Here is a 16008-nt window from a genome sequence, read left to right as displayed (position 1 = left end):
CAATTTAGTCAAGTATAAATCCTACTTGTTTACTCGGGTATTAGTGGTTCATAAATCAGGTTGAATACCCTGTCTGCTTGGTGGGGTATTTAACCTTTTTCGCCGCGATTATTCAATGGCAAAAGCCCACAAAATAGCCATTAAGTATCAGATTATGGGATCAAACTCATCCATTGCCTGCTGGCGCTTTTCCGCCGCAGCGGTTTCGGCCTCGCTGAACTCGCCCACATCCAACTCAGGCAGGCGCTCGGTGCAAACACTACCGCCCATTTTCTGAACCGCCTGACAGACTTCCTGTACTTTGGAGTCCATCAGATGCATATGGTCCAGCATCTGGCCTATGGCATTGGCAACAGGGTCGGGGTTGTCGGGTGACACGGCGTAGGCGTCAAAACCATATTTCTTGGCCATGGCGCTGCGACGCTCGCTGGTTTCCTTGGACTGAGCCGACGCCACTGTGACAGCCCGGCCAGGAATACCCACAACGGTAGTGTCCTTGGGCACGTCTTTGACCACCACAGAGTTGGAACCAACCCGGGCACCATCATGCATGGTAATGGGGCCCAGCACCTTGGCCCCCGCTCCTATGACCACGTTATTGCCAAGGGTCGGATGACGTTTACCGGCTTGCCAGGTGGTGCCGCCCAGAGTCACGCCGTGATAAAGGGTACAATCATCGCCAATCTCGGCGGTTTCCCCTATTACAACCCCCATGCCGTGGTCGATAAAGAATCGCCGGCCTATGGTTGCGCCCGGGTGTATTTCCACCCCGGTAAGCCAACGGGAAAAGGTGGACAAACAGCGCGCCAGAAAACACCAATTGGCCTTCCACAGCTTATGACTGATACGGTGCAGCCAAATGGCCTGCATACCCGGGTAGTTGAGCAATATTTCCAGCGCACCGCGCGCCGCCGGATCCCTATGGTAAATGGACCCTATGTCCTCTTTCAGTCTGGCTATCACACCCATCTTGATTCCTCGGATTACTCTTCTTTGCTGTCGACCTTTTTCTCTACCGATGTCAGGATCCCGCGCAGTATGTTCATCTCCTGCGTTTCGATTCTGGCACGGGTGAACAGGCGCCGCAGCTTGATCATCACCTGTCCCGGATGATTCTTGATAATAAAGCCGGTTTTTTGCAGTGTCCGTTCCAGATGTTCAAAGAAACGCTCATGATCTTCACTGCTGGGATACTCAACCAGCTCCTGCTCGGCTTGTTGATGCTTCTCCAGCCAGGCCACCCGGGTTTCATAACAGATAAGCTGCACCGCCTGGGCTAGGTTGAGTGAGCTGTATTCCGGGTTGGCGGGGATACACACATGATAGTGGCATTTCTGCAACTCTTCGTTACTCAGGCCATGGCTTTCACGGCCAAAGACAATGGCGACCGGGCCCTGACTGCTCTCAAGCGCCAATTTACTGCCCGCTTCACGGGGTTCGAGCACGGGCCAGTCGAGAGTGCGGCTGCGGGCACTGGTGGCAATCACCAAGTTGCAGTCTTTAATCGCCTCTTCCAGGCTATCGACCTTGACCAGATGTTTGAGAATGTCGGAGGCACCGGCGGCAAGCGCAATGGACTGGCCATCTGGCTCAACTTTGGGCTCCGCCAGATAAAGATTGGATAATCCCATTGTTTTCATGGCCCTGGCCACAGAACCTATATTTCCGGGATGCGTGGTACCTACCAGGACGACACGAATATTGGAGAGCATGGAACAACTTCAAAAATAAAAAATCAGGAGGCGGATGGTACCACAGGCACATTTTTTTGCTTATAGAAAAATCGCCATTTGATATAACTGACAACTAGGGTATAATCTGCGCCGAATTTTTGTCCGTTCTTTAACATCCAGGGGATTGCAATGCATCCGATGCTGACTATTGCCGTGCGCGCTGCTCGCGCTGCGGGCCAAACTATTATGCGTGCCTACACCGAACTCGACCGTATTGAAGTCGATGCCAAAGGTGTCAACGATTTTGTGACCAGTGTAGACAAGGAAGCAGAAGCAGCAATTATCTATCAGATCCGCAAGTCCTATCCCGACCACAGCATAGTGGGTGAGGAAAATGGCGAAAACCGCGGCACCAACCAAGATTATCTGTGGATTGTTGATCCTCTGGACGGCACCAATAACTTTGTTAATGGTGTACCTCACTTCGCCGTTTCCATCGCCATGCAGTACAAAGGCAAGACTGAAGTTGCCGTTGTTTATGATCCTGTTCGCGATGAACTGTTCAGCGCCGCACGTGGTAAAGGGGCCAAGCTGAATGATTTCCGTATCCGTGTAAACAATGTCAGCGATCTGGGCGCTAGTCTGGTTGCCACTGGCTTCCCTTTCAAGGCCCGCCAGCATACTGAAACTTATATGAAGCTGTTCGGCGAGACTTTCTCTCTGTGTGCTGACTTGCGCCGCGCCGGCTCAGCTGCGCTGGATCTGGCCTATGTGGCCGCCGGTCGTGTAGACGCCTTCTTCGAACTGGGCCTCAAGCCTTGGGATATCGCTGCCGGCGATCTGATTGTTCGTGAAGCCGGTGGTACAGTTACCGACTTCAGTGGTGGTCACAACTATCTGCTCTCTGGCCATATCGTTGCCGGTGCGCCTAAAGCCACCAGCCTGCTGGTCAAACGCTTCCGTCCCCTGTTGAGCGACGCTCTGAAGTAAGTTATCAGACAAGTACTTGAGTAAACATTGAAATAACCTACTAAAGTACTGAAGTCAGTTGGTAAAAACCGCCTTATGGCGGTTTTTTTATGCCTGAACGCCAAGAAGATAGAGCGGACTTCAATCCGTTCGAGTAAATCAGATTGAATCAATAAGGCTCTGGCCGAGCCAAGCCGGAATAACCAAGGATGGGGATCGTCCCTCAGTCTCTCATACAGATAACTCTTTGGATATATTTACATGCATTTATATTACACCTTAAAATACCCGAGTATTTTGTTTGGGTATTTAAGGCTAGACTATGAGCAAATCCGGCACTCGCAACACTCAGGGTGGCATCCTCAACATCGATGAACCGGCCAACAAGCAGTTTCCGCTGGCGCTCTTCCGTTTGGGCTTCAGACCTTTTTTTCTCGGCGCCAGCCTGTTCGGCTTGTTGTCACTCTTACTTTGGGGAGCGTTACTCAGTGGTCAAGTACCATTGACGCCCCACGCTAACCCTCTGTGGTGGCATGGTCACGAAATGCTGTTCGGCTTCACAGGCGCTGTTGTCGCGGGCTTTTTGTTAACAGCAGTTCAAAACTGGACAGGGGTTCCAGGTATAAGAGGCTGGCCATTGCTGCTGCTCTGGTGTCTATGGCTGGCTCCCAGACTACTCTTGCTCGATGCCAGCGTAGCCCCTTTTACTTTGGTAATGCTGCTGGATCTGGCCTTCTTCCCAGTCACGGCGCTACTGCTCGGGTTGGCTGTAATCCGAGTAAAACAGTGGCGCAACCTGGTGTTTGTGCCTCTGCTGCTATTGCTCTTCGGTGCCAACCTCCTCTCTTATCTCGGCCTTGAACAGCCCGGATTGGCACAAAAAGCACTGCAAGCCGCGGCGCTGCTGGTCATTCTCCTGGTAGCATTACTCGGTGGCAGGGTGATCCCCTTCTTTACCGAGCGCGCCACCGGCTTTAACCGCAAGGCGCCAACCCCTTTACTCGAAGCGCTCAGCTTCGCCTCCTTACCCCTGATGCTTATCAGTTTATTTTTACCCTACCCTTGGCTGACACAAGCATTGGCCTTGCTGGCAGGTGCTGCGCTACTGCTGCGCTGGGCTCGTTGGGGCTGGCGCGCCAGTCTCAAGGTACCACTGCTGTGGTCACTGCATTTGAGTTACCTGTGTATTCCGATCGGGCTGCTGATTATCGGTGTCAGCGGTCAGATGATGTTGGGGTTTCATGCCCTGACCGTTGGCGGTATGGGTGGAATGATCCTGGCTATGATGGCGAGGGTATCTTTGGGGCATTCCGGCAGACCGCTGCAGATTGCCTGGCCCATGATACCCGCCTTTGGCTTGATATTACTGGCTGCAATATTGCGGGTTACGGCAGCTATTGTGCCCCAGGTAAGCCAAATCTTGCTGATGGGCGCGATTATCTGCTGGCTGATGGCATTTGCCACTTTTGTTTTGCTTTACGCACCAATCCTTTGCCGAGCGAGGCTGGATGGCCGCCCCGGTTAAAGGTTCTGTGAAAGCTATCACACAGATTTCGCGGCAGGCAGAAAATTTGCTGATACTATTTAGGAAATGATTTCAGGGAGTTTTCATGGAACTGTATCGCAAATACGGCTCTAAGAGCCTTAAAGCCGTCGAACATCTGGTGTTGATTGTTATTGCCATTGCCACAGTCGTCGCCATTGGCCAGGAGATAGTGCATATCTTCAAAATGGGGGCTGTGGCCCTTGCCGATCTGCTGTTGCTGTTTATCTATCTGGAAGTGTTGGCAATGGTGGCCAATTATGCCGAGTCCGGCAAGTTGCCTGTACGTATGCCACTCTATATCGCGATTGTAGCTTTGGCCCGTTACTTAATTTTGGATATGAAGTCGATGGAGGATTGGCGCATAGTAGCCATTTCAATCTCGACCCTGGTACTGGCGGCAACCGTAATAGTGATCCGCTGGGGGCAGTTGAAGATGCCCTACCCCAAGAATCAAGAGTATGACAACTGAATTCAATGAGCCCGGCAAACGCCGGGTTCTTTTTTATCGGCTCGAGATAACCGGCCGCAGTTACCGACAAATCTATGCTATTTTTAAAACACTTATACCATTGCACATGAGAGTTGACTCACTCAGCAAAAATAAAAGCTGTGGTGGCAAATAGGGCAAGAAAGGTTTATCAGGGTAGTTCGACCTTGGCCTTGGATGCATACACGGCAACGAGTGACTCTAACTTAGATAATGCATGGGAAACTGCCGACTATCCATTGAATTAAAGGGGACCGACATGGATGAAAATCTGGATGACTTTATCGAAAGACGCAGATCACTGCGAGTCGATCTGGAGGCGGAGCGGATCAGGCTTCATTGGTTGGATAAAGCGGGCAATGAGCACATTGACGATGGTGTCTGTATCGATCTGTCCAGACGGGGAATTTTGTTTGAATACAGTCAGCCTTTTGCCTTGGGAGAACTGGTATCCGTGACCTTCCATGCCGGAACCTATGCCCAAAACACTGTAAAAGGACAGGTGTGCCGTTGCAGCGAGAGTCATCCAAAGAGTTTTCACATCGCTATGCAACTTATCTAGACTCCGACGCAGTATCCGGGGTGTTCTATACTTTAATTCAACATAAGTACCGAGGACACGGGGAGAAAATTCATGATACTGCTCGTAGGTGGGGAGAAAGGTGGTAGTGGCAAGAGCTGCCTGGCCCAGAATTTGGCTGTACACATTACCCAGAAATATCAGGCCAATGTACTGATGGTCGACTGTGACCCACAGCGCACCACATCCGACTGGATCCAGGCCCGTAACAATGACCCTTCCCTGCCGGCCATCAACTGTATTCAGCTCTACGGCAAGATCCGCAACGATCTCCTGAGTCTCGATGAACGTTTCGACTATGTGATAGTCGACTGTGGCGGTCAGGACAACCTGGCAATGCGCGCCGCCATGTCGGTTGCCAGCTATGTGGTGATCCCCTTGAGGCCCAAGCGGCGCGATTTGAAGACCTTGCCGCATATGGAAGATATGCTCAGCACCTGTAAGATGGTCAATCCCAAGATGGTGGCGACAATTGTACTGACCCAATGCCCGGCCCTGCCCTCACAGTTCAAACGCATTCTTGAAGCCAAGGATGTGGTCAACTCATTCGGTCTCAGGGTGCTGGATTCAGTGACCTTCAGCCGTAACATTTATGATGACAGCGAAGAAAAAGGCTCCTCCGTCATCGAAATTGAGCCCGATGGAAAAGCCGCCGAGGAAATTCGCAATATCGCCGACGAGCTGTTAGCCATTCCGCCGGAAAACTCTTATGAGCTTAACTGATCTCAAACGCCAAAAGATCAAACCCAAGGCAAAGAAGGTCTCTGTCGAGGATTTTATCGAAGATGCCAACAACTATGCCCATGGGAAACCCAGCCGCTTAACCGGGATAGCGGCCGCCAAATCCCAAACGGGTCTGGATAAAAAATCCACCCGTCTCTATCGCCATGCCACTTTTACCTTGACCGAAGCCAGCATCAGCCAGCTGGACAGCATCGCCCGTAAGACAGGTATTGCCAAATCCAGGCTGCTGCGGATCTTCATTCGCGACTTTCATAACCTGAGCGATAAAGCCCAGGCCGAAATGATCGCCCGAGATGAGGCAGGCGAAACTCAGTGACGGCAAATTTTGCTCTCAAGGGTGCTCAGCCCCTGAGGTGATTCGATAAATTTGCCCTTGGCGGCCAGGAAGTTGAGCAAGGCGTCGGCATCCATTCCCTCCGCGCTGCAGGTATGATAACGGGCGTCTTTACCGAAACGCTCCTGCATCAGTGCCTTGAGATTGTTCCTCTGAATGGGGGCGGTTTGTTCCAGCAACAACTGCAGCACCTGATGGCCATGTACCGAAGAATTCATGTATCCTCCACAAAATAATGAGTCGCTGCCGATTTTTAACGGATTTTGCTGCAGCATTCCCTGATTTTGCGCAACTTGTTTGTCATTATGGCGGCGGTTTGCTTGTGCAAGAGGAGTTTTCATGTCCCTTATTCTATTGCTGACACAACAGATGAGCCTGTATTTGGTGATTGTTTATCTGGTCAGCAAGACCCCTTTGTTCAAGCTGTTTACTGAGGCATCGACCCGGCTGCCCCATAAGATCTTTCTCTATCTGGTATTTTCCGGCTTTTGCATCATGGCCACTTACTTTGGTGAGCAGACCCATGGTGCCATCGCAAATACCCGCGCCATGGGCGCCGTACTCGGTGGCCTGCTCGGCGGCCCGACAACAGGTTTGCTGGTCGGCCTGACAGGAGGTTTACACAGGTATAGCTTGGGTGGTTTTACCGATCTGGCCTGCGCGGTTTCCACCACCCTGGAAGGTTTATCCGCCGGGATGATCAGCTATTATCTGCGCCGTCAGGGCAAGGCCGAGTTGGTATTCAATCCCATTCTGGTGTGTCTTATCACCTTTTATGCCGAGATGATGCAGATGAGCATTATCCTGCTACTGGCAGAGCCTTTTGATGAAGCCTGGGATTTGGTGCGTCAAATAGCCCCGCCCATGTTGCTGGTCAACTCCATAGGCGCAGCCCTGTTTATGAGCATGGTGCGGGACCAAAAAACCATGTTCGATAAACTCTCGTCCAGTTTCTCTACCAAGGCGCTGAAAATCGCCGAGCGCAGTGTGGGCCTCTTGAGCTCCGGCTTCAACGAGGAAACCAGCACCCAGGTTGCCAAGATAGTCATAGAGGAAACCAGTGTCGGCGCCGTGGCCATCACAGACAGGGAAAAACTCCTGGCCTTTATCGGCATAGGAGCCGATCACCACTTGCCCGGCACTCTGATATCGTCCCAAATAACCCTGGATGCCATACAGCAGAATAAGGTGATGTTTGCCGACGGAGTAGAGGTTCCCTATGCCTGCTCCATCTCCCCCGGTTGTAAATTGGGCTCCAGTTTGGTGATCCCGCTTCGCAGCGACAACGAGGTCATAGGGACCATTAAACTGTATGAACCCAAGAACAAGCTGTTTCTCAATATCAACCGTACTCTGGGGGAAGGTATCGCCCGCCTGCTGTCGAATCAGATTCTCTACGGCCGTTTCGAGCAGCAGCAAAACCTGCTAACCCAGGCTGAGCTCAAACTGTTGCAAGCTCAGGTCAACCCGCATTTCCTGTTCAACGCGCTCAATACCATAGGGGCAATCATTCGTCGCGATCCGCCCATGGCCAGAACCTTGCTGCAACAGCTGAGTCAGTTTTTACGGATTAACCTCAAGCGTACTGCGGGCCTGGTGACCCTGGGAGATGAACTCGAGCATATCGAAGCCTATCTCACCATAGAAAAAGCCCGTTTCATTGACAAGCTTGAGGTAGATATCGCCATTCCCGAATCTCTGCTGGCGATCAGAGTGCCAGCCTTTACCCTGCAACCCATCATAGAAAACGCGGTCAAACACGGCACTTCGCATCTGATAGACACTGGCCGTATTCAGGTAGAAGGCCGCCGCACCGATGACAGGCTCATACTGGAAGTCACGGATAATGCAGGGCTCTATCAACCCGCCGAAGAATCCGATGGCCTGGGGATGAACCTGGTGCACAAAAGAATACAGAATCTCTTCGGCACAGATTACGGTGTCAGTGTCGAATGCCAGCGCGACAGTTACACTAGAGTCAGCATACATTTACCCATAACGGAAACAGCCCTGTGATCACTTGTCTTATTGTCGATGACGAACCTTTTGCCCGAGAAGAGTTGGCAGAGCTGCTGCTTCAGGCCGGCGACATTGAAATTCTCGGCCAATGTGGCAACGCCATAGAGGCCATGCAAGCGATAGCCAAGCTCAAGCCTCAATTGCTGTTCCTGGATATTCAAATGCCAAGGATCAGCGGCATGGAGCTTATCGCCATGCTGGATCCCGACAATATGCCCAGAGTAGTGTTTGTTACCGCCTACGATGAATTTGCCGTCAAGGCCTTCGATAACCATGCCTTCGACTATCTGCTCAAACCCCTGGATGAGAAGCGCCTCAGCCAGACCCTGGATAAGCTTCGCCGGGATCTCAGGCCTCAGTCGCTGTCGGCCATAGCGCCACAACAACTGCAACACCTGCCCTGCTTCAGCGGCAACCGTCTCAAGGTGGTCCCTGTCACCGAGGTGGAGTTTGTCTTCAGCGATCTAGGTGGGGTGCATGTGGCGACCGCCAGGGAGAAGGTTCATACCCAGTTGACACTGAAGCTACTGGAAGAAAAAACCCCGCTGCTCAGATGCCATCGCCAGTATCTGGTGGCGCCCACTGCCATTGCCGAGATAGAACTGCTGGAAACAGGCGCCGAGGTCACCACCCGCAGCGGCGCCAAGATCCCGGTATCGAGACGCTTTCTCAAGCCGCTGAAACAGCTGTTTGGTTACCAGTAAAGCACAAGCTAACAACCGCTCGGCGCCCTAGATAACCGCTCACCCCCGACTTTTGACCGCTGACCCAGTTCCCGCTGGGCCTTGTAACCAAAGTGTTTACAATTGCGTCAACTCAAATCGGGGAGATAACAACTATGATGTGGTTTTTGCTGTGTGTCGGTCTGTTGATCGGCGGCTACTTCATCTACGGTACTTTTGTAGAAAAAATATTCGGGATTAACAATAAAAGACAAACACCCGCCTACGCCCAAACAGATGGTGTCGACTATGTGCCCATGTCCAAGGGCAAAGTCTACCTTATCCAACTGCTGAACATAGCCGGTGTGGGCCCTATTTTCGGCCCTATTCTGGGGGCCCTTTACGGCCCGGCAGCCATGTTGTGGATTGTTATCGGCTGTATCTTTGCCGGTGCCGTGCATGACTACTTCTCCGGCATGCTGTCGGTACGTAACGGCGGTCAGTCAGTGCCTAACCTGGCGGGTAAATACCTTGGCAAAGGTGCCAAGAATTTTATGAACATCTTCGCCATCATACTGCTGTTGTTGGTGGGTGTGGTGTTTATCTCAGCTCCGGCCGGCTTGCTCGGTAAACTCACCGGCGGCAGCGTCGGCCTGTTTGTCGGCATCATCTTTGTTTACTACCTGATTGCCACCATAGTGCCGGTAGACAAAATTATCGGTCGCCTTTATCCCTTCTTCGGCGCCTTGCTGCTGTTCATGTCTGTCGGTTTGACCATAGCCATAGTGCTGTCCAGTGAGCATACTCTGCTGCCGGGCTTTGAAGCCGGTGACTTCCTGCAGAACCTGAATCCGGACAATGCCCCGCTGTGGCCAGCGCTCTTCATCACCATCGCCTGTGGTGCCGTTTCAGGTTTCCATGCAACCCAGTCTCCCTTGATGGCCCGCTGCGTTGAAAATGAATCCAATGGCCGCTTCGTGTTCTACGGTGCCATGATAGGCGAAGGTATCATTGCCCTTATCTGGTGTGCCGTGGCCCTGTCTTTCTTCGACGGCGTCGAAGGGCTTAAAGCCGGTATGGACGGCAACCCTGCCAACGTGGTTTACGGTGCTTCAACCGGTCTTCTCGGTGCTGTCGGTGGTTTTATGGCGGTGCTTGGAGTCATCATTCTGCCTATCACTTCCGGCGATACTGCCTTCCGCTCCGCCAGGCTGATCTTGTCTGAGTACTTCAATATGCCTCAGACAGAGATGCCCAAGCGATTGATGCTGGCAATTCCGCTGTTCATCATAGGGGCGATACTGACCCAGGTAGACTTCGGTGTAATTTGGCGCTACTTCGGGGTTGCCAACCAGGCAACAGCGGTAATGATGCTGTGGACAGCCTCGGCCTACCTGTTGCGCCACAACAAGCTGCACTGGATCTGTACCATTCCGGCGATGTTTATGACCACGGTAGTGATAAGCTTCCTGCTCAACTCCAGTACCCTGGGTGCCGGTCTGCCAATGACAGTATCCACCATCAGCGGCATAGTGGTGACCCTGCTGGTAACCGCCCTGGTGATAATAAAGACCAAAGGCCGTAACGAGGTCGATGAGGTGATCCCTGAAGAGGGTTAAGCTCAGGAAACCTGCATAACCCAAGAGCCGCCCTTTTGAGGCGGCTCTTGTTATTTAAAACAACTCGCAGCAACCGAAACAATCACAGCGCCAAGGGCTTCAACACCTTGGGCTCCACCATCACACTGGCACTGTCGCTGCTCAGGTAAATAATCCCATCGCTGATATTGCAGCCCAGTTTCATTGAGCGGCTGACCAATTGCGCCATCTCCTTCACCTGCTCTTCGGGTATCTCCCAAACCTTGAGGTTGGCATAACGGTTAAAGGCATGCTGATTCTGTTGCCACCATACAGGCACGCTGCGGCCACCATAGGTAAACAGCTGCACTTCATCGGCGCGGCCGCTGGCCTTGCGCAGCCATTTTTCATCGCTCTGTCCAAACTCGACCCACAAACGAATATCACCGTTTAGCTCGCGATCCCAAAGTTCAGGCTCATCATCGACACACAAGCCCTTGCTGAAGGCCAAACTGTCACTGGCGTTGAGCGCAAAAGCCAGCAAGCGCACCATCATACGCTCGTCGGTTTCCGACGGATGCTGAGCAATGGTCAGCTGATGATCCTGATAATAATGCCTGTCCATGTCAGCAATACTGAGCTGAACTTTAAAAATACTCGCCTTCAAGGCCATGATAACTTCTCTGTGATAAAGAGGCTGATGCTGCCTCAATAAGGAAATAAAGGGGTTAAATAGCGCCGGGGCGCAAATGTTTGGCGAACGGAAACGCCGCCTTGAGCCTGGCGACTTCGTTTGCGTCGGCAAGACGCAACATCCGCATACCGGCTTGATAGGATGCCAACAGGCCGCTGTCTGCCATGGGCGCAGTACGTGACGCGTCCCGGCGGATAAGCTCCAGCAACTCAGCCGTAGGGGCGGCATCTGTTATCAGGCTGTCTATCCGCTGCAACATAGGCATCGCAGCCAGCGGCAACAACTGCAGATGACAGTCATCTGCCAACAGCAGTAACTCCCCTTGGGCTTCACCTGAGGCAAAGCTCAACTCGAAATTCTCCCGGGTGCTGGCGTCAAACCTGTCACCATTGAGCTTAAAGAAATGCTCCCAGAAGCGCCGTCTGGCATCCACCGAAGGCAGGCGCTGCTGCACTTCCTCTCTGTGCTCGGCGATAAAATCCAGCAAAGGGCTGAGGGTCGGTGGCAGCAGAGTTTCAAGTTTGGCTCGCAAGTCTCTTGCAAACACAGGCGCGGCGCCTGCTGTGCTGATAGCCATTACCAGTCGCCCTCTATCGACGATTGAGGGGGTGATAAAATCACACTCGGATGGGGTATCGACCACATTGACCCATACACCAAGCTCGCGCGCCTTGGACGCCAGTGTTTGGTTCAGATGACTGTCGGCTGTAGCCAGATAAACCAGCTCCCGCTCGGCAAGATCCCGCTCCTCCACGCCCCGGCGCGACAGCCAAATTCGGCCACTGGCCGCATAGGCTTCCACCTCGGCGCTCACCTTGGGCGCCACAACGTGAATTTCGGCTTCGGTTCTGGCCAAGAGATCCAGTTTGCGGCTGGCCACTTCACCGGCACCGACCAGCAGCACTCTTATCCGCGATGTATCAACAAAAAGGGGAAAATATTGCATTAATCCTGTACCAAAGGCAGTTCGTGGGCGCACCAGGCTCGATAACCACCGGCAAGCGAGGCCACATTTCGGTATCCCAGCTGTTGCAGGCTCAGTGCTGCCAATAAGGCGCGTTGCCCACCGGCACTATAGAGTAACAGTGCAGCCGACTTGTCCGGAAATCGCTTGGCAATATCACGCTCCAGTATGCCGCGGGACAAGTGTTTGGCCAGCGGCAGACGATCTTTGAGCCACTCATGATCTTCACGTACATCGATGAGTTGCCAACCGTCGTCCTGCTGATACTCTTCAATGCTCAGCTCACGGACCTGACCTCTTGCCTGTTCGACCAAGGCCATAAAATCAAGGCTGTTTGTCATTTGCCACTCTCCGGCTGTGCCAGCGATAACTTAATTATGGCACTCGCTGCGTTCGGCGCTGCACTGCCAACAGAGCTCAAAACTGGCGTCGTTGAATTCATGACATTGCAGACACTGCCACTGGGGTCTATCGGCATTGAGACTGGCCAGCTGCGATTGAGCCTGCTCCCGCTGAGATTCCGGGACCCAAAGTTCAACGGTTTGCATATCAACCGGCAACTCTCCCACACCGCCCAGCAGAGCTTCACCACGCAGTTCGACCCTCAATCCTGAGGTCTCAAGCATTCCCTTCCAGGTATGAGCCTGCAGCAGATTACCACCGGCTACCATGACTTTTCGTTCTTCCATGTTTCTTCCTACAACTTTAGGCTCTGCCGCAGCAGAGAAATTAAGGAATGGATCCTGTGGAAGGATCCGCTGCCCATGCTACTGATAAACGCCTGGACTGTCGAGTGACAGAATTAAGTGAATTTACTTTTTGATAACAAAACCGCAAATCTACACCAAAAACTGATTGGGGAGCCTGACTTCAAAATCGTTTCCAGCTATCCAGACACAAAAAAGCCACCCGCAGGTGGCTTTTTCAACTTGGGTTTATCAGGGCATCAGCGAGGGCTGATCGGCGCCTTCTTTCTCTACTTCCACCGGCATCATATGCTCACGATTGATCCCAAGCTTAATTGCCAGGAAGCTCGCCACATAGATGGAGGAGTAAGTACCCACCAAAATCCCCATCAGCAATGCCGTGGCAAAGCCGTGGATCAGAGTGCCGCCCTTGAGGAACAGCGCAACCACAGTAATAAGCGTGGTTCCGGTGGTGATAATGGTACGGCTCATGGTCTGGGTGATTGAGGTATTCACCACTTCCACAGGTGTTGCCTTACGCATCTTGAGGAAGTTCTCACGGATACGGTCAAACACTACGATAGTATCGTTGAGCGAGTAACCCACCACGGTCAGCAAGCCTGCCAGTACCGTCAGGTCAAACTCCAACTGCAGGAAGGAGAACAAGCCCAGTGTCACTATCACGTCGTGCGCCAATGCGGCAACCGAGCCCATGGCCAGACGCCACTCGAACCGGAAAGAGACGTAGATAAGAATACAGATAAGCGCAACCAGTACCGCCAGGCCGCCCTGCTCTGCCAATTCCTTACCGACCTGAGGGCCGACAAACTCTACACTCTTTTGCTGCACAGCCGGGTCTTGTTTGGCTGCAGCGGCGAAGACTTCCTTGACCTGAAGGTCGCTCTTGATGCCTTCTCGCACCTGCAGGCGCACTACCACATCGCGGCTGGAGCCGAAGTTCTGTACCACGGCGCCCGAGGTCAGCTCAGTGTCCAGGGCAAGACGCAGCTCGTCCAGGTTAGCGGGTTTGCTGAATTCCATGATGACAGAGGTGCCACCGGTGAAATCCAGTCCCCAGTTGATCCCCTTGGTTGCCAGGGAAGCCAGGGAAGCCACTACCAGCACTGCCGACATAATACTGATGGGCAGAGCGTGACGCAGGAAGTTGATAGAGCCTTTAAATGATAAAATCTGCAACATAATCAGCTTCCTCAGATCGACAGTTTTTTCACGCGCTTGCCGCCCCACATGGCGTTTACAATCGCCCGGGTGCCGACAATAGCGGTAAACATGGATGTCGCGATACCTATCATCAGGGTCACGGCGAAGCCTTTAATGGCGCCGCTGCCCACTGCGAACAGGATAAGTGCGGTGATGAAGGTGGTAATGTTGGCATCGGCAATGGTGGAGAACGCGTTGCCATAACCTTCATGAATAGCCTGCTGAACACTGCGACCTGCGCGAAGCTCCTCACGGATACGCTCATAGATAAGCACGTTGCCATCCACCGCCATACCCACTGTCAGCACCATACCGGCGATACCCGGCAGAGTCAGTACTGCGCCTGGGATCATCGACATCACACCAACAACCATGATCAGGTTGGCACACAGCGCCAGGTTGGCAATAACACCAAAGGCGCGGTAGTAGATCAGCATGAAGATCAATACCACTGCCATACCCCAGAGCATCGCCTGCATCCCATTTTCAATGTTTTCGGCACCCAGGCTTGGGCCTATGGTGCGTTCTTCCACTATGGATACAGGTGCAATCAGCGCGCCGGCACGCAGCAGCAACGCCAGGTTCTGGGCTTCACCATGAGACAGACCCGTGATAACAAAGTTACGGCCGAGGCGAGCCTGAATGGTTGCGACAGAGATCACTTCCTCTATCTTATCCATCTTCACGCTGCCGTCAGGGTTACGCTTGCCGCTGTCCTTATACTCGATGAACAGGGTCGCCATCGGTTTGCCGATGTTGTCCTTGGTCACGTTGGAGAAGATACTGCCGCCCTTGGCGTCTAGGCTGATACTCACCTGAGGCCGGCTGTATTGGTCAAAGCTTGGCTGAGCGCCGGTAATATGATCACCGGTCAGCATCACTTCTTTCTTCAATACGGCAATACCGCCTTCACGACGAGGATACACCTCGGAACCGGGTGGTACCCGTCCCGATTGCGCCGCGTTCATGTCGGCTTTCTCATCGACCATATGGAATTCAATGGAAGCGGTCGCCCCGAGGATCTCTTTGGCGCGAGCCGTATCCTGTACCCCAGGCAGTTCAACGATAATGCGCTCGGCGCCTTGACGTTGTACTACGGGTTCAGCAACCCCAAGTTCGTTCACCCGGTTACGAATAGTGGTGATGTTCTGCGACAGAGCGTCTTCTTTCACCTGCTTGAGGTAGACTTCGCTCATGGTGGCCATCAGGGCAAAGTTGCTGCCCTCGCTGGCATCGCTGAATACCATATCGTTGGAGCGACTTTTGAGGAAACTCTCGGCCTTGGCCAGGTTCTCGGCATCGCGGAACTTGATCTCAATACCTTTGGCCGTAGCCTTGACACCCGAGTAGCGGATCCCCTCTTCCCGCAGCTGACTGCGGAAATCGGCGATCTTGGCTTCTTCCATCTTGCGAATGGCTTCGCCCATGTCCACTTCCATCAGGAAGTGCACACCACCACGAAGGTCAAGACCCAGTTTCATCGGTGAACCACCGAGAGACTCGAGCCAAGCCGGTGTGGCCGGTGCCAGGTTCAACGCCACGCTGAACTTGTCACCCAAGGCTTCGGCTATCGCTTCTTTGGCCAACAACTGCTGTTCGGCATTGTTGACTCTGACGAGTAACTGACCGTTTTCCAACTCGGAACGCTTGACACCTATCCCCTTGCTTTGCAGCAAGTCGTTAACCTGTGTCTGGGTAGTGACAGTCACATCCGCACCGCGGGTGCCCACCACTTGTACCGCGTGATCCTCACCAAAGAGGTTAGGTACGGCATAGAAAGCCCCGATGGCGATGATAATCACCACCATCAGGTTCTTCCATAAAGGATACTTATTTAACACGCCTCAGCCCC

At 53.0% G+C, this 16008-nt stretch carries 18 protein-coding genes; 9 read left to right on the top strand and 9 right to left on the bottom strand.

Annotation, left to right across the window (positions count from 1 at the left end):
* Nucleotides 1-147: 147 nt before the first annotated feature.
* Nucleotides 148-969, bottom strand: coding sequence for a serine O-acetyltransferase (gene cysE, locus ON072_RS08395; protein WP_025011488.1), 822 nt, complete (start codon nucleotides 967-969; stop codon nucleotides 148-150).
* Between the two features lie 14 nt (nucleotides 970-983).
* Nucleotides 984-1712 carry a tRNA (cytosine(32)/uridine(32)-2'-O)-methyltransferase TrmJ gene (gene trmJ / locus ON072_RS08390; protein WP_093983183.1) on the bottom strand — a complete coding sequence of 243 codons (729 nt, stop codon included), beginning with the start codon at nucleotides 1710-1712 and terminating at the stop codon, nucleotides 984-986.
* Between the two features lie 150 nt (nucleotides 1713-1862).
* Between trmJ and suhB the strand changes: the two genes are divergently transcribed.
* The 6 genes from suhB (at nucleotide 1863) to ON072_RS08360 (ending at nucleotide 6315) form a co-directional block, all read left to right on the top strand.
* Entirely contained in the window at nucleotides 1863-2663 is an 801-nt protein-coding gene (suhB, locus tag ON072_RS08385) for an inositol-1-monophosphatase (protein WP_208145209.1), read from the top strand.
* A gap of 337 nt (nucleotides 2664-3000) precedes the next feature.
* A complete protein-coding gene (locus ON072_RS08380; RefSeq protein WP_261753063.1) occupies nucleotides 3001-4167 on the top strand; it encodes an NnrS family protein in 1167 nt (388 codons plus the stop codon).
* Between the two features lie 85 nt (nucleotides 4168-4252).
* Nucleotides 4253-4657 carry a phosphate-starvation-inducible protein PsiE gene (locus tag ON072_RS08375; protein WP_028781034.1) on the top strand — a complete coding sequence of 135 codons (405 nt, stop codon included), beginning with the start codon at nucleotides 4253-4255 and terminating at the stop codon, nucleotides 4655-4657.
* A 277-nt stretch (nucleotides 4658-4934) separates the two neighbouring features.
* Nucleotides 4935-5237, top strand: coding sequence for a PilZ domain-containing protein (locus ON072_RS08370; RefSeq protein WP_144224659.1), 303 nt, complete (start codon nucleotides 4935-4937; stop codon nucleotides 5235-5237).
* A gap of 72 nt (nucleotides 5238-5309) precedes the next feature.
* A complete protein-coding gene (locus ON072_RS08365; protein ID WP_025011484.1) occupies nucleotides 5310-5978 on the top strand; it encodes an AAA family ATPase in 669 nt (222 codons plus the stop codon).
* Nucleotides 5965-6315, top strand: a complete 351-nt coding sequence (locus ON072_RS08360; protein ID WP_025011483.1) for a hypothetical protein — start codon at nucleotides 5965-5967, stop codon at nucleotides 6313-6315. Before ON072_RS08365 ends, ON072_RS08360 begins: the two co-directional genes overlap by 14 nt.
* On the opposite strand, the gene ON072_RS08355 is transcribed toward ON072_RS08360, so the two are convergent.
* Nucleotides 6309-6551 carry a YecH family metal-binding protein gene (locus ON072_RS08355; RefSeq protein WP_028781035.1) on the bottom strand — a complete coding sequence of 81 codons (243 nt, stop codon included), beginning with the start codon at nucleotides 6549-6551 and terminating at the stop codon, nucleotides 6309-6311. The genes ON072_RS08360 and ON072_RS08355 overlap by 7 nt on opposite strands.
* 121 nt (nucleotides 6552-6672) lie before the next feature.
* Here ON072_RS08355 and ON072_RS08350 point away from each other — a divergent pair, with 121 nt between their 5' ends.
* The 3 genes from ON072_RS08350 (at nucleotide 6673) to ON072_RS08340 (ending at nucleotide 10633) form a co-directional block, all read left to right on the top strand.
* Nucleotides 6673-8349, top strand: a complete 1677-nt coding sequence (locus ON072_RS08350) for a sensor histidine kinase (protein ID WP_261753060.1) — start codon at nucleotides 6673-6675, stop codon at nucleotides 8347-8349.
* Nucleotides 8346-9056, top strand: coding sequence for a two-component system response regulator BtsR (gene btsR / locus ON072_RS08345; RefSeq protein WP_025889454.1), 711 nt, complete (start codon nucleotides 8346-8348; stop codon nucleotides 9054-9056). The genes ON072_RS08350 and btsR overlap by 4 nt, the downstream gene beginning before the upstream one ends.
* Before the next feature lie 134 nt (nucleotides 9057-9190).
* Complete coding sequence (locus ON072_RS08340) at nucleotides 9191-10633, top strand: carbon starvation CstA family protein (RefSeq protein ID WP_093983187.1); 1443 nt, start codon at nucleotides 9191-9193, stop codon at nucleotides 10631-10633.
* 82 nt (nucleotides 10634-10715) lie between these two features.
* On the opposite strand, the gene ON072_RS08335 is transcribed toward ON072_RS08340, so the two are convergent.
* The 6 genes from ON072_RS08335 to secD all read right to left on the bottom strand — a co-directional run bounded on the left by ON072_RS08335 (nucleotide 10716) and on the right by secD (nucleotide 15997).
* The gene (locus tag ON072_RS08335; protein WP_101059844.1) at nucleotides 10716-11264 is read right to left on the bottom strand and encodes a YaeQ family protein; all 549 of its coding nucleotides are present in this window, start codon (nucleotides 11262-11264) and stop codon (nucleotides 10716-10718) included.
* A gap of 55 nt (nucleotides 11265-11319) precedes the next feature.
* Nucleotides 11320-12231, bottom strand: a complete 912-nt coding sequence (locus tag ON072_RS08330) for a precorrin-2 dehydrogenase/sirohydrochlorin ferrochelatase family protein (RefSeq protein ID WP_045282647.1) — start codon at nucleotides 12229-12231, stop codon at nucleotides 11320-11322.
* Nucleotides 12231-12590, bottom strand: coding sequence for a rhodanese-like domain-containing protein (locus ON072_RS08325; RefSeq protein ID WP_071239191.1), 360 nt, complete (start codon nucleotides 12588-12590; stop codon nucleotides 12231-12233). The genes ON072_RS08330 and ON072_RS08325 overlap by 1 nt, the downstream gene beginning before the upstream one ends.
* A gap of 30 nt (nucleotides 12591-12620) precedes the next feature.
* Nucleotides 12621-12938: a putative signal transducing protein gene (locus ON072_RS08320; protein WP_025889448.1), complete on the bottom strand. Its 318-nt coding sequence runs from the start codon at nucleotides 12936-12938 to the stop codon at nucleotides 12621-12623.
* A gap of 249 nt (nucleotides 12939-13187) precedes the next feature.
* Complete coding sequence (gene secF / locus ON072_RS08315; RefSeq protein WP_028781039.1) at nucleotides 13188-14135, bottom strand: protein translocase subunit SecF; 948 nt, start codon at nucleotides 14133-14135, stop codon at nucleotides 13188-13190.
* An 11-nt stretch (nucleotides 14136-14146) separates the two neighbouring features.
* A complete protein-coding gene (secD, locus tag ON072_RS08310; RefSeq protein ID WP_044734800.1) occupies nucleotides 14147-15997 on the bottom strand; it encodes a protein translocase subunit SecD in 1851 nt (616 codons plus the stop codon).
* Nucleotides 15998-16008 lie beyond the last annotated feature (11 nt).

The organism is Shewanella sp. K8 (assembly GCF_028823715.1).
GTDB lineage: Bacteria > Pseudomonadota > Gammaproteobacteria > Enterobacterales > Shewanellaceae > Shewanella > Shewanella algae.
Note: the sequence above shows the minus strand (reverse complement) of the source record. Positions and strands in the feature narration are given on the sequence as shown.